Source organism: Flavobacterium sp. GW823-FHT06G12 (assembly GCF_058794775.1).
The window spans coordinates 324,644-344,843 of the sequence record NZ_JBXAHE010000005.1; the positions used below are offsets into that span (position 1 = coordinate 324,644).

Here is a 20,200-nt window from a genome sequence, read left to right on the forward strand (position 1 = left end):
TTTTTAGAAATGACTTATCTTTGTAGAAAACAAAAAGTAATGAACAAAAAAGTTATCCTTATGATTTTAGACGGTTGGGGAAAATCTCCTGACCCTAAAGTATCTGCAATAGACAATGCAAATGTTCCTTTTATAAACAGTCTTTATAAAAACTACCCAAGTGCACAACTTAGAACTGACGGATTAAATGTTGGTTTGCCAGAAGGACAAATGGGAAATAGCGAAGTTGGACACATGAATCTGGGTGCAGGAAGAATTGTATACCAAGATTTAGCCAAAATAAATTTAGCTGTAGAGCATAAAACATTAGCAAAAGAGCAAGTTTTGATTGATGCTTTTACTTACGCTAAAGACAACAATAAGAAAGTACACTTTTTAGGATTAGTTTCGGATGGTGGTGTTCACTCACATACTTCACACCTTCGCGGATTAATCGATGCTTCTCAAGAGTATGGTTTGGATCAAGTTTACATTCACGCTTTTACAGACGGCCGCGATGTTGATCCTAAATCTGGAGGAAAATACATTCACGATTTAGAAGATTATATTAAAGATACTCCTGTAAAAATTGCTTCTATCATTGGACGTTACTATGCAATGGATCGCGACAAACGTTGGGAGCGTGTAAAATTAGCTTACGATCTTGTGGTTAATGGAGTTGGAACTCCTTCTAAAAATCCTGTTGCTAGTGTTCTTGATAGTTACGCAAAAGACGTAACGGACGAATTTATCGAGCCTGTTGTTATTGTTGATGAAAACGAAAAGCCTCTTGCTACAATAGTTGAAGGTGATGTTGTAATCTTCTTTAACTTCAGAACAGATAGAGGTCGCGAACTTACTGAAGCACTTTCTCAGCAAGATTTCCACGAGCAAAACATGCACAAGCTAAACTTATATTATGTAACATTGACAAACTACGACGAAACGTACCAAAACGTAAAAGTAGTTTACAATAAAGATAATATTACCGAAACTCTTGGTGAGGTTTTAGAAAAAGCTGGTAAAAAACAAATCAGAATTGCTGAAACAGAGAAATATCCTCACGTAACTTTCTTCTTCTCTGGAGGAAGAGAAACTCCTTTTGAAGGCGAATCTAGAATATTAAGAAACTCTCCAAAAGTAGCAACTTACGATTTAAAACCAGAAATGAGCGCTTACGAACTGGCTGATGCTCTTGTTCCAGAATTGAACAAAGGTGAAGTTGATTTCGTTTGTTTAAACTTCGCAAATGGTGACATGGTTGGCCATACTGGAATTATGGAAGCTGCAATTAAAGCTTGTGAAGCGGTTGACGCTTGCGCGAAAAAAGTTATCGATGCTGCTCTTGCTAATGATTACACTACAATTGTAATTGCAGATCACGGAAACTGCGAAACAATGATCAATCCTGACGGATCTCCAAATACAGCTCACACAACAAACCCAGTGCCGATTATTTTAGTTGACAAACAACTTAAAAGTATTCAAGATGGTGTTTTAGGTGATATTGCTCCTACAATTTTAGAATTAATGGGAGTTCAACAACCAAATGCTATGACTTGTCATTCATTATTGTAGAAAATATTTTTCTTTATACAAAAGAGGCAAATTTTTAAAATTTGCCTCTTTTTTTTGATCTCTATTTTGTCATTTCGACGAAGGAGAAATCTTTGCGAGAAACTCTACAAAGATTGGCTTATCGTTGTGGGCTACTTGTAGAGATTTTTCCTTCGTCGAAATAACAAAATTTAAGAGTGTCACATTATAAAAACAAATGATACAATTGTTCCACACCATAAATAATAAGCCCAATAACACCACCAACTAAAGTTCCATTGATCCTGATATATTGAAGATCTTTTCCTATTTCTAATTCTAGTTTTTCAGAAACTTCTTTTCCGTCCCAACTTTTTACAGTTGAAGAAATTAAATCCCCAATCACTTTTTTGTTATTTAAAAGAATTGATAATAAATCATTTTTAATGAAATTATTGATCTTATCAATCATTATTGCATCTTCTTTAATTCCATTTCCAAAAGTCTGAATTAATCCTGCGATGCTATTTTTAATAGAAGAATCGTCGCCTTTGCTCAAATCATTTGTGATAGATAATTTAATTTCGTCCCAAATTCCGTTGATGTAATCTTGAACTTCTTTCTTTCCGACAAAACCCAAAATGATATCATTAATTTTAATTCTCATTTCTTCTGAATTCTTTACCTTTTCTAAGAAATTAAAAATGTATTCATCAATCTTTAAACGAACTGCGCTTTCTGGCTTTTTGGCTTCATTTAAAAAATCTTGTAAGCCATTAAAAACACCTTCGGTAATGCTTTTATCTGCCAATCCAAAACTTAGAAGCGGAGTCGAAGCTTTTACTTTTTGTCTAATTAAATCTTTATTATTAGTCAATTCAGTGCTCATAACTTCGAGAAGATTCGTCAGCATCTGATTTTTCAATTCTCCTTTTTGCAAAGGTTCTAAAGCAACAGCAACCCAATTTCCGAAATTAATTCCTTCTATTTTTTCCTTAAATTGAACCTGAATAAATCTTTTTACATCTTCATCTTTAATCGTTCGTAAGATTCCAGGAATAACATTAACTGTAACAACATTTGCTATTTTATTAGCATTTTCTTCGTGCGAAATCCAATCTGAAGCTTTCACCGCAAAATTAAATTCATCCAATTTAATTTCCATTTTTTCTCGATCCAGAAATTCCTCAGAAACGAAATTCCCAAGATTCTCCCCTATTTCATTTTTCTTGGTAGGAATAATTGCAGTATGCCAAATCGGAATTCCCATCGGATGTCGAAATAATGCCACAACAGCAAACCAATCGGCAATTCCGCCCACCATAGCCGCTTCGCTAAAAGCCTGCAGCATCGGAATTTTAAAATAAATAGCAATTAAAAACAACAGCACTGCAATACCCAAAAGTCCCAAAGCATTTCTCTTCATTTTCTTAAGAGCTTTTACTTTGGCAATATCTCGATCTATAATAGTTTCCATAATTATAAGCGTTTGTACTACTAATTTACTGCTTTTTTTTGGAGATATTAGTTTTGCCACGAATTCCTCCAATTTTCACCAATTGGTTTTACCGTAAAATCTTTGACTAAATCGTTTGTGCAAATTCGCGAAATTCGTGGCTAAAAATTTTGCGCAAAAAATGAGATAAAAATTGTATTTTTGCCAACTGAAAATGGGAAAAATATGATTATCCAGAAAACTAGAGAAGAAATCGAATTAATGCGCGAAAGTGCTTTAATCGTATCAAAAACATTAGGAATGATTGCTTCTGAAATTAAAGAGGGAGTAACCACATTATATCTTGACAAATTAGCCGAAGAATTTATTCGTGATCACGGTGCAGTTCCAAGTTTCCTTGGATTGTACGATTTCCCAAATTCACTTTGCATGAGCCCAAACGCTCAAGTTGTTCACGGTATTCCTAATAATATTCCTCTAAAAAGTGGTGATGTTATTTCGGTTGATTGTGGCGCTTTCAAAAATGGTTACCACGGAGATCATGCGTACAGTTTCGAAATTGGAGAAGTTGCGCCAGAAGTTAAAAAACTTTTACGCGTTACTAAAGAATCTCTTTACGTTGGAATTAGAGAATTTAAAGCTGGAAATCGTGTAGAAGATGTTGGAAATGCGATTCAAAAATATACTGAAGCTCACGGTTACGGAGTAGTTCGTGAATTGGTCGGACATGGTGTCGGACAAAAAATGCACGAAGAACCAGAAATGCCAAATTACGGAAAACGAGGAAGAGGAAAGCTTTTTGTTGAAGGAATGGTCGTAGCAATCGAACCAATGATTAACATGGGGACTAGAAACATTAAACAACTAAAAGACGGCTGGACAATCTTGACTGCTGACGGAAAACCTAGTGCGCATTTTGAGCACGATGTAGCTTTGGTTGACGGAAAACCTGAATTATTATCTACTTTCCAATACATCTACAAAGCTTTAGGAATCGAAAGCAACGAAGAAGACGAATTCAGACAAGTTCCTTTGGTATTATAACACAAATTTCACGAATTAACACGAAATATATTTTGTCGAAATTTCACTGAAATGAAAGAATGAAGAATTAGTGATTTGTATTTAAAAGAAGAATCCTATAAAATTATTGGGATTTGTATGGAAGTCCATAAAATTCTAGGAAAAGGACATAGTGAAAAGGTTTATGGTGATGCCTTAGAATATGAATTTAAACGAAATGAAATTCCTTATAATCGAGAATTAAGATATAATATCACTTATAAAGACATTATATTACCGAGTTACTATTTTGCAGATTTTGTGATTTTTGATGAAATTATTTTAGAACTTAAAGCAATTACATCATTAACAACAAGTGAGATAAAACAAACATTAAATTATTTGGCTGCATCAAAAAACAAACTTGGTTTATTAGTCAATTTTGGAGAAGACAGCCTTAAGTACAAAAGAATAATATTATAACCCAAATCAAAGTTCGTGAAATTTCACCACAACAATAATTTGTGTCAATTTGTGAAATTCGTGTTCAAATTTATTTAACTGTGAAAAAACTTTTTAAATTAGTTTTAAATACAATCCCGCGTCCAATATTAATTCGTTTGAGTTATGTGGCGCGTCCAATTTTAGCTTTCTCTTTAAAAGGAGATAAATTTACAGATCCAATTGACGGAAAAAGCTTTAAATCGTTTTTGCCTTACGGATACGGAAAACAACGTAACAATGTACTTTCGCCAAGTACACTTTCTTTAGAAAGACATCGTTTACTTTGGTTGTATTTGAACGATCAGACTGATTTTTTTACAGCGCCAAAAAAAGTATTGCATTTTGCCCCAGAACAAGCTTTTTATAAAAGATTCCGTAAGCAAAAAAACCTTGATTATACAACAACCGATTTACTTTCTCCTTTGGCAGATGTAAAAGCAGATATCTGCAATTTACCTTTCAAAGACAATGAATATGATGTTATTTTATGCAATCACGTTTTAGAACATATTCCTGATGACACAAAAGCAATGCAGGAATTATTCAGAGTTTTAAAGCCTGGCGGAATGGCAATTTTGCAGATTCCTCAAGATTTATCTCGTGAAGTTACATTTGCAGATGATTCTATTACAGATCAAAAAGAACGTGCTAAAATCTTCGGACAATACGATCACGTGCGTGTTTACGGACGCGATTATTTTGACAAATTAAGAAGCATTGGTTTTATTGTTATCGAAGAAGATTATACCAATAAAATTGCACCAGAATTGGTTGAAAAATACTGTTTAGCAAAGGGCGAAATTATTCCGCTTTGCTTTAAACAGGAAAACTAATTTTTCATCAAACAAGTGATATAAGTTCATTAAAAAGAGTTTTCAAATTATTGATATTTTGAAAACTCTTTCTTTTTTTGCCCAATCTTAAAATACAAGCCTAACCAAATCCCTAAACCTTGGAACCTACAAAATCCTTTCAGTTCTGTTTTGACATCAGTTTTGAAAAAAATCTGAACGCCTATATCCCAACAGCGTATATTGTCGAAAATACAAGCGAAATCAAATATCTTGACAAAAAAGCTACCAAAGGCGTGCTGGAGAGTTTTGGTATTGATTATGAAACTTTAGATCACAATTCAAAAAAGATTCTTACTATTTGCGAATCTTTAAAACCTGAATTTGTATTTAAAAAATTTAGCGCAAAAGTAAAATCAGCTAAAACAATTGCCGATTTGCAGAAAGATTCTAAAATTGATTTTGCTATTCGCCAGCATTTAAAAATTAATTTAAGTCCGTTTTACAGTTTAATTGTTCAAGAGCAATATCCGCTGTCTATTGATTTAGGACCCGAAAAAGATTTTTATCGTTCAAGAGTCAGCATCGATCCATTAGATTTTGAACCTCAAATTCAGTTCGATAAACATTCAGAAGGAATCACTTATACCCTTTCTTTAAAAGAAAACGAGACTACATTTTTGCCAATGGACAATAAAGTAGATATTCTTTCTGATGAACCTGGCTGGTTGATTGTCAATAAAAAACTAGGACAATTAAAAGAGCTAAACGGTAAAAAACTGACTCCATTTTTAAAGAAAAAATCAATCGAGATTCCTTCAAAATTGGTTGATGATTATTTTAAGAATTTCATTCCCGAAATAGCTAAAAAAATTGACATTGATGCCAATGGTTTTGAAATTGAACTTCGTGACCAAATCGCTTCTTGTACGATTCAGCCTGTTTTTGATTTCTTTAAAAACTGTTATTATCTCAATCTTTATTTTGATTATAACGGATATATTTTTGATGGAAGCAAAACTAAAAAAACACATTCATTTGTAGATTTCAGCGTTGCCAATGAACCTCGAATCATTCAGTTTAAACGAAGCGCTGATGAAAATTCATATGCAGAAAAACTATTCGAAGTTGGTTTAGAAAAAATCAAAAATGAATTATTTGGTTTAAATTCTGATGCTGAAAATTCAGATCCTTATATCAACATTCAATTGATAATTGACAATAAAGAAAAACTGAAAGATCTAGGCTTTAACATTGAAAACTTAAAACTGGAAAGCAAAGAAATTATCACTGAAAACCACAGTATTTCTGCTTCTAAAGAAACAACTGGAGATTGGTTTGATATTAAAATAATTATTACCGTTGGAAATTATAAAATCAATTTCAGCGAAATAATTCCGAATATAAAAAGCAAAGAAAGACTTTTTGCATTACCTGACGGAAACTACTTTTTGATTCCGTTAGAATGGTTTAGCAAATATGGTTCTTTGGCGAAATTGGCTAAAACAGAAAATGGAGTTCTTTTGTTACGCAAAAGCAATTTTACAGCTTTAGACGGAATTTCAGAAATTGACAATGATTTAGATCAAATTCATCAGGCCGAATTTACTGCTTCAGACTTGATAAAAGCAACTCTACGACCTTATCAAATTGAGGGCGTAAAATGGTTGTTAGGGCACTTCAATTCTAACATGGGAGCTTGTTTAGCCGACGATATGGGACTAGGAAAAACATTGCAGACTTTATCTGTTTTGGTTTCAGTACAAGAGCAATTAGGTTTTACAACCAAAACCACCAATTTTGATTTGTTTTCGAACGAAACAACTGTAGAAAGAGAACCATTAAAAGCTCTAATTGTTCTTCCTTCTTCTTTGGTTTTTAACTGGTTTAATGAAGCTGGAAAATTCACGCCTCACTTTTCGAAAATGCAATATGTTGGTAACGATAGAAAATCTTTAGCAAGCAGAATCAATTCGACCGACTTGATTTTTACAAGTTACAGCATTATTCATCGTGATATTTCAATTTTAGAAAAGTATGATTTCCGTTATCTGATTTTGGACGAAAGCCAATATATCAAAAACAAAAATTCTAAGATTTTTAAAGCTATAAATAAAATCAGTACGGGACACAAAATTGCTTTAAGTGGAACACCGATCGAAAATTCGCTCGACGATTTATGGTCACAAATGCAGTTTATCAATCCTGATATTTTGGGAACTTATGCCTTCTTCATGGAAAATTTCAAAAATCCGATTGAGAAAAAACAGAATGAAGAAGTTTTAGCAGAATTAAAAAACCTCATCCAACCTTATATTTTAAGACGAACCAAAGAACAGGTTTTAAAAGATTTACCAGAATTAACAGAGCAGATTTATTACTGCGACATGGATCCTGAACAGGAAAAATTATACGAAAAAGAAAAATCTAAAGCTCGTAATTTCTTACTCAAAACAGATGGATCTCCTGATAAAATCAGCATTATTAATACGTTGATGAAATTGCGTCAGTTAAGTAATCACCCAAAAATGGTTGATGCAGATTCTGAAATTGATTCTGGAAAATTTATTGCTGTTACTAATTATCTAGAAAACTTGGTAAAAGCAAAACAAAAGGTAATCATTTTCAGTTCGTTTGTTACCAATTTGAATTTTTATACCGATTGGTGTAAGCAAAACAAAGTTGAATTCTGCGAAATTACTGGTGAAACTCCGGCAGATAAAAGAGAACAACAGGTGAAGATGTTTCAGGAAAAAGAAAATCCGTTATTGTTCTTTATTTCATTAAAAGCAGGTGGAGTTGGTTTAAATATTACGAAAGCTTCTTACGTTTTATTCTTGGATCCTTGGTGGAATCCTTTCGCAGAAAAACAAGGCGTTGGACGTGCGCATAGAATTGGACAAATGAATAAAGTTAACGTTGTTCGATTTATTTCGAAAAACACAGTTGAGGAAAAAATCATCAAACTTCAAGAAAATAAAAAGCTATTATCAGATTCTCTTTTGGAAGAAAGTTACATCAATGATGAGATTGAAGGTAACTTAGAATACATTTTAGGCTCGTAATTGTTAAACCCAACAGATTGGCATCTTTTTCGTTGTATAAAATTGTTATATTTACAAATCTTACAACAAAATACGATGCCAAAATTTTTATATACAAGCTTTATTTTCCTTTTTATTTTCACTTTAGCGAAAGCTCAAGAAAAAGAAATTGATCCTCCTTATAATATTAAAACGGTTTCTTTTATTCAAAATGGAAGTAATGTTACGCCAATTTTCGAATTGGGTTCTGGATTTTCATTTCAATTTGATGATTTGTTTGGCAATGAAGCCAATTATTATTTTGAAATCATTCATTGCGATTACAATTGGATTCCAACAGCTATTCCAAAAACAGACTACGTTGTTGGTATGGATAATCAGAGAATTACAGACTTTTCTAATTCGTTTAATACACTTCAAGTATATACTCATTACAGGCTTACTTTTCCGAATCAGTTTACACAACAAATACGTCTTTCGGGAAATTATATGCTTCGGATTTTAAATGAAGATCGGGAACTCGTTTTCTCAAGAAAATTTATTTTATATGAAAATCATTGTACCGTTGGAGTACAAGTAAAAAGAAGCCGTAATCTGAGTAATATTGATTACAAGCAGAATCTAGAATTTACAATTTTATCAAATGATATTGCTTTTCAGACTCCATTGCAGAATGTAAAAGTGCTTTTATTGCAAAATGGAAACTTTCAAACTGAGATAAAAAACATTGTTCCTCAATACACCATTGGCAATCAGCTTATTTACAAATATGACAAAGAAACTCAATTTTGGGGAGGAAATGAGTTTTTATATTTTGAAAATAAAGACATTCGCGCAGCCAGTAATAATGTTGCTAAAATAGGCTCGAACAATGATATCTATAATTCATTTTTATACACCAATGCCGCAAGAGGAAATCAGATTTATACTAATTATGAAGATGTAAACGGAAACTTTGTAGTAAAGAACATTAATGGATCTAACAACGATATTGAAGCTGATTATGCTTGGGTTTATTTTACGCTTTCTGCTCCTGCTTTTAGAATGAATAAAGATATTTATATTACAGGAATGTTCAATAATTACAGCCTTTCTCCAGAATACAAAATGGATTACAATACTGATAAAGCAGTTTTTGAAAAAGCCATTATGATTAAGCAGGGTTTTACTAATTTTCAATATACCGTTGCAGACAAAAAAGGGGTTATTGATTTTGAAAATGCCATTGACGGAAACTTTTATCAGACTGAAAACGAGTACACCATCTTGGTTTATTACAAAGAAGCAACAGATCGTTATCAGCGTGTAATTGGAAAAGGAAATGCAAACTCTATCAATATAGTCAATTAAAACAATGTTAAGGTTTTAGGTTAAACGATTTTTTTTCGTAGCTTTGCCACTATAACACTCACATATATACGGCGTTAGTATGGTTTCTCAAATTACACGAGGCATAAAAATATCTGTTTTGACTAGTTTTGAAGGTACATACTTCAAGAACTACAAGATTCATTTTGCTTTTAGCTACGTAGTTACCATCGAAAATCATAGTAAAGATTCTGTACAATTAACTTCTCGCCACTGGGAAATTTTTGATTCTTTAAATGATTTGGAAGTGGTAGACGGTGAAGGTGTAATTGGTAAAAAACCAGTTCTAAAACCTGGCGAAAACCATACATACAGTTCTGGCTGTTTATTATCGTCTCCTTACGGCGCAATGAAAGGTCATTTTAACATGATCAATTTTACTACAACAAAAACATTCAAAGTAATTGTTCCGACTTTTAGAATGTGTGCTCCTTTTGCATTAAATTAAGATATAGTTTACATCTATAGCATTTATCGTTATCTTAATCATAAAATTGTCAATTTATTAATTTATCCTTTGTACTTTTGTGCAGCGTTAGATTATTCGTAACAAAACAAATCGTCTGACTTTAAATTGTCTAATTCACAAATTTTAAATAACATGCTTAAAGGATTTTTTCATGTACCAAAAGCGGTAAACGAGCCTGTAAAAAGCTACGCACCAAACTCACCAGAAAAAGCTGCTGTTCAGGCTGCTTATACCACAATGTGGAATTCTCAAATTGACGTTCCTTTATATATTGGAAGCGAAGAAATTAGAACTGGAAACACAAGAAACATTACAGCTCCACACGACCACAAACATGTTGTTGGAAAATACCATTTAGCTGAAAAACAACATATTGAAAAAGCAATTGCAAACGCACTTGAAGCAAGAAAAAAATGGGCAAACATGGCATGGGAACAACGTGCTGCTATTTTCTTAAAAGCTGCTGAACTTATCGCTGGACCATACAGAGCTCGCATTAACGCCGCTACAATGATTGGTCAGTCTAAAAATATTCACCAAGCAGAAATCGATTCTTCTTGCGAGTTAATCGACTTCTTACGTTACAATGTTGAGTTCATGACTCAAATTTACAACGATCAACCAAAATCAGACTCTACTGTTTGGAATCGTTTAGAATACAGACCTTTAGAAGGATTTGTTTACGCTATTACCCCATTCAACTTTACTGCTATCGCTGCAAACCTTCCTGCAAGCGCAGCTATGATGGGTAACGTTGTAGTTTGGAAACCAAGTGATAGCCAAGTATTTTCAGCAAAAGTTATCGTTGATGTTTTCAAAGAAGCTGGAGTTCCAGACGGCGTTATCAACGTAGTTTTCGGAGATGCTTTAATGATTACAGATACTGTTTTGGCTAGCCGTGATTTTGCTGGTGTTCACTTTACAGGATCAACTCACGTATTTAAAGATATTTGGTCTAAAATTGGTGCAAACATTAACAATTACAAAACGTATCCAAGAATCGTTGGTGAAACTGGAGGTAAAGATTTTATCATTGCTCACCCAAGCGCAAACGTAAAACAAGTAGCTACAGGAATTACTCGTGGAGCATTTGAATTCCAAGGACAAAAATGTTCTGCAGCTTCTAGAGCTTATATTCCACAAAGTTTATGGCCAGCTGTAAAAGAGCAATTAATAGCTGATGTAAAATCTATGAAAATGGGATCTCCAGAAGATTTCGGAAACTTCATTACAGCAGTTATTCACGAAGGTTCTTTTGATAAATTAGCTAGCTATATTGACCAAGCTAAAAAAGATGCTGACGCTGAAATTATCGTTGGAGGAAATTATGATAAATCTGTTGGATACTTTATTGAACCAACGGTTATTGTAACCACAAACCCAAAATATACTACAATGGAAACTGAGTTATTTGGACCAGTTATCACAATCTACGTTTACGAAGATGCTAAATGGGAAGAAACTCTTGAATTAGTTGACACTACTTCTGAGTACGCTTTAACAGGAGCCGTATTTAGCCAAGATCGTTATGCTATTGAAGTTGCTACAACTAAATTACAAAACGCTGCAGGTAACTTCTACATTAACGACAAACCAACTGGAGCTGTTGTAGGAATGCAACCATTTGGCGGAGCAAGAGCTTCTGGAACTAATGATAAAGCAGGTTCTGCATTGAACTTATTGCGTTGGGCTTCTCCAAGAACTATCAAAGAAACTTTTGTAACTCCAGAAGATTACAGATACCCTTTCTTAGGATAATCTGTTTTTAGAGTTTATATTATAAAAAGCGGGAATTTCAAATGAAATTCCCGCTTTTGCTTTTGTAGCAAAAAAATCGACAAAATGTCTATTATAATAAGTGATAATTTTTCAAGTTTTTCCCGTAAATATTATTTGTAATACTTTTCTTATTTAATTATAAATCAACACTTTAAAAACACAAATACCTTATTTTGATACTTTTAAAGCTTATTGTTCCGTTCAAAAAAAACTTATCCTCATAAATTTGTTTCAATATTAAACAACATTAAGAGATATTATAAAACAAACTATATAAGCATGAGAAATTTAAACAATGTTCCAAAAGTTATTATGGAATCAAAAAGTATAGGCCACCCAATTAATTATAAATGGACAAAAAAGAAAATAAATAAACTTTTAGATTGCGTCGAAGGAAATGAAGAACTTGAAAAGACTTTAATGCAGATTAATCATAAAGGTTCTATGGGGCTAACAGCAGCACTATTAGAGTGGATTTACTGGCGCTTTACGGGTTATAGTCAAGCTACGCACGACACACAAAAACGTATTGAGGCACTTTGGTGCTCTATTAATAATCTTGAGCAGACAAATCCTTTATTATTTGATACCGAATTTGAAATACCAGCAAATGGTTCGGTAGATGGAGCACTTTGGATTGCTCTAATGAATGTTAGAATAATTGATGCTAGATACAGAAAAGGTTCATTCTTTTTACAAAATGACCTTGTTGGACTGGTTCTGCTAGCATATCATATTACACCTAAAAGAAAGAATTTCAACAATTGGTTTGAACAAACTATTATCAAGTTGACTCATTCTCATCCTAATCCGTATAAAAATGATAAATTGGACGAAAGTGATGAAGCTATTTATGATTCTTCACATGAACCTTTAATTTCGAGAGAATTTTTCTTTGACCCGGAATTTCAATATAGCGTTGAAGCATCAGAAAATGCAATTCACAATTTTATTGACAATTTAGATCCAAAGGCAAATACCTTTCTTAATTTTTCAAAGAAAGCTTCCTAATTTTTAATTGAAAAAGAACCCGATTAGAAAATACTAATCGGGTTCTTTTTATTTAAGGCTTAAATTTTAAAGGAAGATGCACCACTTTTTTGGTTTCAAAAAATTCATCCTCAAATATTGTTGCCAAATCATATAAAGTAGCATTTGGAAAATCTTTTAATTCTTCTGTTAAGTCACCACCTTTTAAATACAGGATTCCATTTTTTAAAATATGCTTGTGCTGTTTTTTAATTTTATCTTTTATCCATGAAACAAAATCGGGCATATTGGTCACAGCTCGACTAACGATAAAATCGAAATCGCCTTTTACTAATTCAGCACGTTTTTGTTCTGCTTTTACGTTCTTCAACTCTAATGCATCTACAACGCCTTGAACTACTTTTATTTTTTTTGCGATAACATCAATCAAATAAAAACGCGTTTCAGGAAAAAGAATCGCTAACGGAATGCCCGGAAAACCTCCTCCTGTTCCAACGTCAAGAACAGTTGCTCCTGGCTCGAACTTCATAACTTTTGCAATTCCTAATGAGTGCAAAATGTGTTTTGTATATAATGAATCAATGTCTTTACGCGAAATAACATTGATTTTTTCATTCCAATCGTGGTATAAAAAGTCTAATTTTTGAAATTGTTCGATTTGAAGATCGGTCAAATTTGGAAAATATTTCAATATCTCATCCATTGCTCTAAATTTTTAACAAAAGTACTACTTTACGATTGAAATATTTAACTCAATTTTGCAAATTGAGAATTTATAATAATTACCTTTGAAATCTATTTAAAACAATTATGAATAACACTGCTCCAACTTTTGCACGGCAAGACAATTTAAAGTTCTTTAGAACGCTTAACTCTCGCGTTAACAATTACTTTAAAGAAAATAATATAAAAAAAACCGGAAACTGGCAGTTACATTTAAAAGCTGTTATTCTATTTGCTGTTTTTTTAACCCCGTACTTTTTAATCCTTACGCTTAACATGCCTTTTTGGGTAATGTTGCTTTTATCAATCGTAATGGGTATTGGAATGGCTGGTGTTGGAATGAATGTCATGCATGATGGTAATCATGGTTCTTATTCTACAAAAAGCTGGATTAATAAATTTATGGGCGGAACAATTTATGTTTTGGCCGGAAATGTTTATAACTGGCAAGTACAACACAATGTTCTTCATCATACTTATACTAATATCCCTGGTCACGATGAGGATCTAGATGCAGGAAGGATTATTCGTTTTACAGAACATGCAGAATGGCATCGCTTTCATCGTTTTCAACATTATTACTCTGTTTTCTTATACGGTTTATTGACATTTAATTGGGCATTAACTACCGATTTTAAGCAAATGAGAAACTACTTAAAAAGAAAATTATCTTATGGCGAGCCAAAAAGCCCGAAGATTCTTTGGACCACTTTAATCATCACCAAAATGATTTATGTTTCGATATGGATTGTTTTACCAATCTTAATCGGGATCACATGGTGGAAAGTGCTTCTTGGATTTTTCGCAATGCATTACACCGCAGGATTAATCCTGAGCGTGGTATTTCAATTGGCACACGTTGTGGATCATACTACAAATCCAACTCCTAATGAATTAGGAGAGATGGATAATACTTGGGCGGTTCACCAATTATACACAACAACTAATTTTGCGCCTAAAAATGCAATTGTAAATTGGTATACTGGAGGATTAAACCATCAAATAGAACATCATATTTTTCCAAATATCAGTCATATTCATTACGGTAAAATTGCAAAAATTGTAAAAGAAACAGCAAAAGAATGTGATTTACCATATTATGAATACAAAACAATGCGAAGTGCTGTTATTGCTCACTTTAAGCATTTACGCGATTTGGGAATGAAACCAAAATTAGCGGTTTAGCAACTAAAAAAAATCTATTAATAATTAACCTTCCTTAATAGGCGCAGCAAATTAAGGACATTCAAAAATTTTATAATGAATCATATTCTTTCGGACAGAATCAACAACTTAGCGACTTCGCAAACATTAGCAATGGCTGCTTTAGCACGTGAATTAAAAGCACAAGGAAAAGACATTATCAGTTTAAGTTTAGGTGAGCCTGATTTCAATACACCAGACTTCATTAAAGAAGCAGTAAAAAAAGCAGTAGACGAAAATTACAGCACATATTCTCCAGTAGAAGGTTATCTTGAACTAAGAGAAGCAATTTGCAGAAAATTCAAAAGAGATAATGATTTAGAGTACAAATCAACTCAAATCGTAGTTTCTACAGGAGCAAAACAATCTTTATACAATATTGCACAAGTAATGTTAAACGATGGTGACGAGGTTATTTTACCAGCACCTTACTGGGTTTCTTATTTCGAAATTGTAAAACTTTCTGGTGGAGTTCCAGTTGAAGTTCCGACTTCTGTAGAAACAGATTTCAAAATGACACCAGAACAATTAGAAGCTGCAATCACACCAAAAACAAAAATGATGTGGTTTTCTTCTCCATGCAATCCATCTGGATCTGTTTACAGCAGAGAAGAATTAACAGCTTTAGCAAAAGTTCTAGAAAAACACCCAAATATTTATGTAGTTTCAGATGAAATTTATGAGCACATCAATTTCTCAGGAACTTTCTGCAGCATCGGATCTATTCCAGGAATGTTAGAAAAAACAATCACTGTAAACGGAGTTGCAAAAGCATTCGCAATGACAGGATACAGAATTGGTTATATTGGAGCGCCAGAATTCATCGCAAAAGCGTGTACAAAAATTCAAGGACAAGTAACTTCTGGTGCAAATTCTGTGGCTCAACGCGCTACAATCACTGCAGTAGATGCTGATCCAAGCGTATTAAACCATATGGTTGAGGCTTTCCACGGTCGTAGAGATTTAGTGGTTGGATTATTAAAAGAAATTCCAGGAGTAAAAATCAACGTTCCAGAAGGTGCATTCTACGTATTCCCAGACGTTTCTTCTTTCTTCGGAAAAACATTAAAAGGACACGAAATTAAAGATGCAAACGACGTTTCGATGTATCTTTTAGCAGAAGCTAACGTTGCAACTGTAACTGGTGACGCTTTCGGAAATCCAAACTGTATTCGTTTTTCTTACGCAACAAGCAACGATATCTTAAAAGAAGCATTACGCAGAATCAAAGAAGCTTTGACTGCATAACAATATTCTAAGTTTTTATAAAAACGGCTTAAGGTTCAAAAGTTTCATCACTTTTATACTTTAAGCTGTTTTTTTTTTATGGGCGTGTCCTACGGCCGGGCTATCCGCTATATCTTTTATGGCGAACCCCGCCACAAAAGGATATCGCTCCTATCCCTCACGCAAACCGTAATACGAGAAAAAATCTGCTTCGAAAGAAAAAATCTCCTTATATCCGCAAAATCTGCTGAAGAAATAAATGTGAAATTTCATAATTCCCATTCTACAATATTATAAAACCTCGATTGTAATCCTGTAAAAGAAAGCATGTTATAATTACAAACTTTGTAACATATTAATTTCAAAAATTATATGTCATGATACATACAGATGAAACCACACAGGAAACCGTTAAAACTTTGGAAGGATTAATTTCAATTCTTGAAGATGGAAAACTAGGATATACAGATGCAGCAGAACATGTAGAAAATCCAGCCATGAAAACCGATTTCTTGGAATATGCGCGCGAAAGAGCCTTGTTTATTGTAGAATTGCAAAACCAAATCAATAAACTAGGAAAATCAACAGATACTTCTGGCGGAGGACCGCTTGGAGTCTTGCATCGTACTTGGATAGATATAAAATCAGCATTTACTGGCGGTGATACAGAATCTATCATAAATGCTTGTATTACTGGTGAAGAAGCTGCCATTAAAAAATACAAAATGGCACTCGAAGAAAATCATTTGGAACACGATCAAATTTACATTGTTTCTAAGCAATTAAATAGTATTCAAAATACTTTATCACAAATTAAAATGAGAGCAAATTAGTCGATCGATTCATGCTTTTTTTTTGAAAACTGCTCAGTCTTCGTATTGGGCGGTTTTTTTTATTAAAACAAAGGAATAATTCTTACATTTGAGCACTATTTAAGAAATCAAAAAAATCTATGACTTTAACTCTACGCTATTTTAATGCTATTGTTTTTACAGTATTATTTTCATCTTATTTAAAAGCTCAAACTACGGGTAATTTTATTAAAGCCTCAATAGGTTTTGGATCAAGCAGTTCTTATTATATCGAAAATTATGGAAGTCAGGAAGAAGTAGATGTTATGGGAGGCGGACTTTATCTCCAAGCAGAATATGTTTTAGGAATAAAATCATGGTTTAGTGTAAGACCTTACGCTGGTGCCATTTTTGAATCTGTTGATAAAGATCAAAACATACAAAATCAACCTCAATACAAAGTAACAACTAACGCTTTTTTAATGGGAGGAAAAGTTCGTTTTTGCGCTCCAATTCCGTGGGTAGCACCATTTATCGAAGGTGGAATCGGAACCTCGATAGGTAAATTCGAAACCTTTACACCAAACGTTAATTTTAATAAAAGCACTATTTTAATGCATATTCCATTTAGTATTGGATTAGCGATAGGAAGAAAAAACAGTCTTGAAATAGGTATTTCCGGCTACTTTCATCCGGCAGCAAAACAATCAACTGGAATATTCGCTGTTGGATATACTTTTCCATTAGATTAATCTAACCAGAAATAAGAAACTCATTAAGGAAATGAATGACATAAATTTGAAAGCAATTCTAAAACTAGCTTTTCCCTTAACAATTATTATATTCATACTATTGACAAAATGGTGGATTGTAGATGTTGTCGATGGATCTGATTGTATTATGTATGGATTTCCATTAATTTACAAATCTCCAGCATTTTACACTTCCTTAGCGGAACAATATTTCGTAATGGAATTTCTAATTGATTTCCTTTTTTATTTTGTTTCTGTGTTTGCAATTTTATTTTTGATAAGCAAATTCATAACTGAATTAAAATTAAAACGAAAACTGCTAATAATTATTTATGTAATTGCAGGAATATTATTTGGATTAGAAACTTTGATGGCAACAGTTTTTGAAACCAGTTTTTCAATACAACGAGATTTCGATATAGTAGTAAAACAGACTAGAGCTAAATTTTATTTCTCCAACAAAGAAAGAAAGGAATTTGATAAATTTCACCAATAAACAGAAACTTAACCATCATCATTCCATATTAAGTTAACAATTTCAAAAAAATCGCTTCATCGCTAGCAAACTCGAATAATTTATTAGACCTTTGCACACTTTTTTTCGTGAATACCACAAAAGTCTAAAGTTTTAGAAATGAAGAAGAAAATCGAAATATTAGCTCCTGCTAGAGATTTAATTGGCGGAATGGCAGCTATTAACAGCGGTGCCGATGCTGTATATATTGGTGCACCTCAATTTGGTGCACGTTCTAATGCCAACAACTCTATTGAAGATGTTGCTGCTTTAGTAAAATATGCACATTTATTTAATGTCCAGGTTTTTGTAGTAATGAATACCATTTTATACGACAACGAATTAGAAACTTGTCGCGCTATGATTTGGGAATTATACGATATTGGTGTCGATGCATTGATCATTCAGGACATGGCGATTATGGAAATGGACTTGCCTCCTATAGTACTTCACGCCAGTACACAAGCTAATAATCGTGACGCAGATAAAATTAAATTCTTAAAAGATGCTGGAATTAAGCGCGTGGTTTTAGCACGTGAATTAAATCTGCATCAAATTAAAACAATATACGACCACGCTGATGTTGAATTAGAGTTTTTCGTAACTGGAGCATTATGTGTTTCTTTCAGCGGAAACTGCTATATGAGTGTGGCTAACGGAGAAAGAAGTGCAAACCGTGGTTCTTGCGCGCAAAACTGCCGTTTACCTTATAACTTAATCGACGGAAACGGAGATACTTTAATCAGAAACAGCCACTTGCTTTCTATTAAAGATTTAGATGTTTCAGATCAAATTCCGAATTTGATTGAGGCTGGAATCGTTTCTTTCAAAATCGAAGGAAGATTAAAAGACGTTGCTTATGTTAAAAACAACGTATCTTATTTGCGTCAAAAATTAGACAGTTATCTTGAAGGAAGTGATAAATACATCAAAGCTTCTTCTGGAAAATGTACGTATACTTTTGATTCAACTTTAAGCAGGACTTTCAACCGTGGTTATACCGATTATTTCGTAAACGAAAGACACAGCTCAATTGGTTCTTGGGAAAGTCCAAAATCAAAAGGACAATATATTGGTAAATTGATCCGAACAATTGGAGATGCTTACGAAATCGAAAACGGTGAATTACTAAACAACGGTGACGGACTTTGCTTCATCAACGAAAATAACGAAGCCGATGGAATCTACGTAAACAAAGCCGAAAACGGAAAAGTTTATCCAAACGTTTTAAAAGAAATCAAAGACGGAACTTTCATCTATAGAAATAACGACGCTGCTTTCATCAAAATTGTGGAGAGAGAAGACAGTGCCATCCGTAAAATTGGAACTACTTTATTGCTTACCGAAAACGAAAACGGTTTTGAATTAATTGCAACCGACGAAGATGGAAACGTAAGTACGGTAAAATTAGAGCATCCGAAAGAACAAACGAAAACTGGCGAATCAATCGAAGAGAATATAAAAGTTCAATTGGCAAAAACAGGTTTCACACCTTACAATGCTGACGAAATTAACATTATGTTTTCACAAAACTGGTTCCTTCCTATTTCAAAAATCAACGAAATGAGAAGAAATGTTTTCGAACAATTATCAGAAATTCGTTTGGCAAATTACGTTCGTGAAGAACACCAATTAGTAAAAACGTCACATCCATATCCTGAAACTAAATTGGATTTCATGTACAACGTTTCGAACAAAACAGCACGTAAATTCTACGAACGCCACGGTGTTACCGAAATCGAAAAAGCATTCGAATTACAATGGGATCCAGGAAAATCTCGTGTAATGACAACAAAATATTGCATCAAATACGAATTAAAAAAATGTCCGATACACCAAAAAGACATTGTTGGTGTTAAGGTAAAAGAACCATTGGTTTTAAAACAGGGAGAATTAGAATACAAACTAAAATTCAACTGCAAACCCTGCGAAATGGAAATCTGGGAAAAAGATGCTGAATTTGAAATTGAAGAAGATCATTTTCATTAGGATTATTTAACCGCAAAGAGCGCAAAGGTATACGCAAGGTTCGCAAAGATTTGAAAATAATCTTTGCGAACCTTTTTTTTATC

The 20,200-nt window shown here is 33.2% G+C and carries 17 protein-coding genes; 15 read left to right on the top strand and 2 right to left on the bottom strand.

Features of this window, described 5'->3' with window-relative positions; genetic code table 11:
* Positions 1-39 precede the first annotated feature (39 nt).
* On the top strand, positions 40-1,557 hold the full coding sequence (gpmI, locus tag AC1Q5Z_RS19845) for a 2,3-bisphosphoglycerate-independent phosphoglycerate mutase (RefSeq protein WP_492446533.1): 1,518 nt from the start codon (positions 40-42) through the stop codon (positions 1,555-1,557).
* Between the two features lie 184 nt (positions 1,558-1,741).
* Here the strand turns inward: gpmI and AC1Q5Z_RS19850 are convergent, their stop codons facing one another.
* On the bottom strand, positions 1,742-2,992 hold the full coding sequence (locus AC1Q5Z_RS19850; RefSeq protein WP_198854382.1) for a DUF445 domain-containing protein: 1,251 nt from the start codon (positions 2,990-2,992) through the stop codon (positions 1,742-1,744).
* Between the two features lie 204 nt (positions 2,993-3,196).
* On the opposite strand from AC1Q5Z_RS19850, the gene map reads away from it, so the two are divergent.
* The 8 genes from map to AC1Q5Z_RS19890 all read left to right on the top strand — a co-directional run bounded on the left by map (position 3,197) and on the right by AC1Q5Z_RS19890 (position 12,939).
* Positions 3,197-4,015 carry a type I methionyl aminopeptidase gene (gene map, locus AC1Q5Z_RS19855; protein ID WP_198854383.1) on the top strand — a complete coding sequence of 273 codons (819 nt, stop codon included), beginning with the start codon at positions 3,197-3,199 and terminating at the stop codon, positions 4,013-4,015.
* Between the two features lie 66 nt (positions 4,016-4,081).
* Positions 4,082-4,456, top strand: a complete 375-nt coding sequence (locus AC1Q5Z_RS19860; RefSeq protein ID WP_308067187.1) for a GxxExxY protein — start codon at positions 4,082-4,084, stop codon at positions 4,454-4,456.
* Positions 4,457-4,536: 80 nt separating this feature from the next.
* Positions 4,537-5,310 carry a class I SAM-dependent methyltransferase gene (locus tag AC1Q5Z_RS19865; RefSeq protein ID WP_111376726.1) on the top strand — a complete coding sequence of 258 codons (774 nt, stop codon included), beginning with the start codon at positions 4,537-4,539 and terminating at the stop codon, positions 5,308-5,310.
* 119 nt (positions 5,311-5,429) lie between these two features.
* Positions 5,430-8,333 (top strand): DEAD/DEAH box helicase, encoded by a 2,904-nt coding sequence (locus AC1Q5Z_RS19870; protein ID WP_343587583.1) that lies wholly within the window; start codon positions 5,430-5,432, stop codon positions 8,331-8,333.
* 75 nt (positions 8,334-8,408) lie between these two features.
* Positions 8,409-9,662, top strand: a complete 1,254-nt coding sequence (locus AC1Q5Z_RS19875) for a type IX secretion system plug protein (protein ID WP_343587585.1) — start codon at positions 8,409-8,411, stop codon at positions 9,660-9,662.
* A 79-nt stretch (positions 9,663-9,741) separates the two neighbouring features.
* Positions 9,742-10,128 (top strand): Co2+/Mg2+ efflux protein ApaG, encoded by a 387-nt coding sequence (apaG, locus tag AC1Q5Z_RS19880; protein ID WP_008467225.1) that lies wholly within the window; start codon positions 9,742-9,744, stop codon positions 10,126-10,128.
* Positions 10,129-10,281: 153 nt separating this feature from the next.
* Positions 10,282-11,907: an L-glutamate gamma-semialdehyde dehydrogenase gene (pruA, locus tag AC1Q5Z_RS19885; RefSeq protein ID WP_343587588.1), complete on the top strand. Its 1,626-nt coding sequence runs from the start codon at positions 10,282-10,284 to the stop codon at positions 11,905-11,907.
* A gap of 300 nt (positions 11,908-12,207) precedes the next feature.
* Positions 12,208-12,939, top strand: a complete 732-nt coding sequence (locus AC1Q5Z_RS19890; protein WP_198854388.1) for a hypothetical protein — start codon at positions 12,208-12,210, stop codon at positions 12,937-12,939.
* Positions 12,940-12,991: 52 nt separating this feature from the next.
* On the opposite strand, the gene rsmG is transcribed toward AC1Q5Z_RS19890, so the two are convergent.
* On the bottom strand, positions 12,992-13,621 hold the full coding sequence (gene rsmG, locus AC1Q5Z_RS19895; protein ID WP_343587591.1) for a 16S rRNA (guanine(527)-N(7))-methyltransferase RsmG: 630 nt from the start codon (positions 13,619-13,621) through the stop codon (positions 12,992-12,994).
* Between the two features lie 107 nt (positions 13,622-13,728).
* Between rsmG and AC1Q5Z_RS19900 the strand changes: the two genes are divergently transcribed.
* From AC1Q5Z_RS19900 to AC1Q5Z_RS19925, 6 genes are all read left to right on the top strand, one after another.
* Positions 13,729-14,826 (top strand): fatty acid desaturase family protein, encoded by a 1,098-nt coding sequence (locus AC1Q5Z_RS19900; protein WP_198854390.1) that lies wholly within the window; start codon positions 13,729-13,731, stop codon positions 14,824-14,826.
* Between the two features lie 75 nt (positions 14,827-14,901).
* A complete protein-coding gene (locus AC1Q5Z_RS19905; protein ID WP_343587593.1) occupies positions 14,902-16,092 on the top strand; it encodes a pyridoxal phosphate-dependent aminotransferase in 1,191 nt (396 codons plus the stop codon).
* A gap of 356 nt (positions 16,093-16,448) precedes the next feature.
* A complete protein-coding gene (locus AC1Q5Z_RS19910; protein WP_343587595.1) occupies positions 16,449-16,904 on the top strand; it encodes a ferritin-like domain-containing protein in 456 nt (151 codons plus the stop codon).
* Positions 16,905-17,023: 119 nt separating this feature from the next.
* Positions 17,024-17,614 (top strand): hypothetical protein, encoded by a 591-nt coding sequence (locus AC1Q5Z_RS19915; protein ID WP_492446538.1) that lies wholly within the window; start codon positions 17,024-17,026, stop codon positions 17,612-17,614.
* Positions 17,615-17,645: 31 nt separating this feature from the next.
* Entirely contained in the window at positions 17,646-18,110 is a 465-nt protein-coding gene (locus AC1Q5Z_RS19920) for a hypothetical protein (protein ID WP_343587599.1), read from the top strand.
* 138 nt (positions 18,111-18,248) lie between these two features.
* Positions 18,249-20,117, top strand: a complete 1,869-nt coding sequence (locus tag AC1Q5Z_RS19925; protein WP_492446540.1) for a peptidase U32 family protein — start codon at positions 18,249-18,251, stop codon at positions 20,115-20,117.
* Positions 20,118-20,200 lie beyond the last annotated feature (83 nt).

Coding starts and splice junctions, on each gene's coding strand:
- pruA (WP_343587588.1), top strand. CDS start 10,282: ATGCTTAAAGGATTTTTTCATGTACCAAAAGCGGTAAACGAGCCTGTA.
- AC1Q5Z_RS19910 (WP_343587595.1), top strand. CDS start 16,449: ATGATACATACAGATGAAACCACACAGGAAACCGTTAAAACTTTGGAA.
- gpmI (WP_492446533.1), top strand. CDS start 40: ATGAACAAAAAAGTTATCCTTATGATTTTAGACGGTTGGGGAAAATCT.
- AC1Q5Z_RS19875 (WP_343587585.1), top strand. CDS start 8,409: ATGCCAAAATTTTTATATACAAGCTTTATTTTCCTTTTTATTTTCACT.
- map (WP_198854383.1), top strand. CDS start 3,197: ATGATTATCCAGAAAACTAGAGAAGAAATCGAATTAATGCGCGAAAGT.
- AC1Q5Z_RS19920 (WP_343587599.1), top strand. CDS start 17,646: ATGAATGACATAAATTTGAAAGCAATTCTAAAACTAGCTTTTCCCTTA.
- AC1Q5Z_RS19915 (WP_492446538.1), top strand. CDS start 17,024: ATGACTTTAACTCTACGCTATTTTAATGCTATTGTTTTTACAGTATTA.
- AC1Q5Z_RS19890 (WP_198854388.1), top strand. CDS start 12,208: ATGAGAAATTTAAACAATGTTCCAAAAGTTATTATGGAATCAAAAAGT.
- rsmG (WP_343587591.1), bottom strand. CDS start 13,621: ATGGATGAGATATTGAAATATTTTCCAAATTTGACCGATCTTCAAATC.
- apaG (WP_008467225.1), top strand. CDS start 9,742: ATGGTTTCTCAAATTACACGAGGCATAAAAATATCTGTTTTGACTAGT.
- AC1Q5Z_RS19925 (WP_492446540.1), top strand. CDS start 18,249: ATGAAGAAGAAAATCGAAATATTAGCTCCTGCTAGAGATTTAATTGGC.
- AC1Q5Z_RS19900 (WP_198854390.1), top strand. CDS start 13,729: ATGAATAACACTGCTCCAACTTTTGCACGGCAAGACAATTTAAAGTTC.
- AC1Q5Z_RS19905 (WP_343587593.1), top strand. CDS start 14,902: ATGAATCATATTCTTTCGGACAGAATCAACAACTTAGCGACTTCGCAA.
- AC1Q5Z_RS19850 (WP_198854382.1), bottom strand. CDS start 2,992: ATGGAAACTATTATAGATCGAGATATTGCCAAAGTAAAAGCTCTTAAG.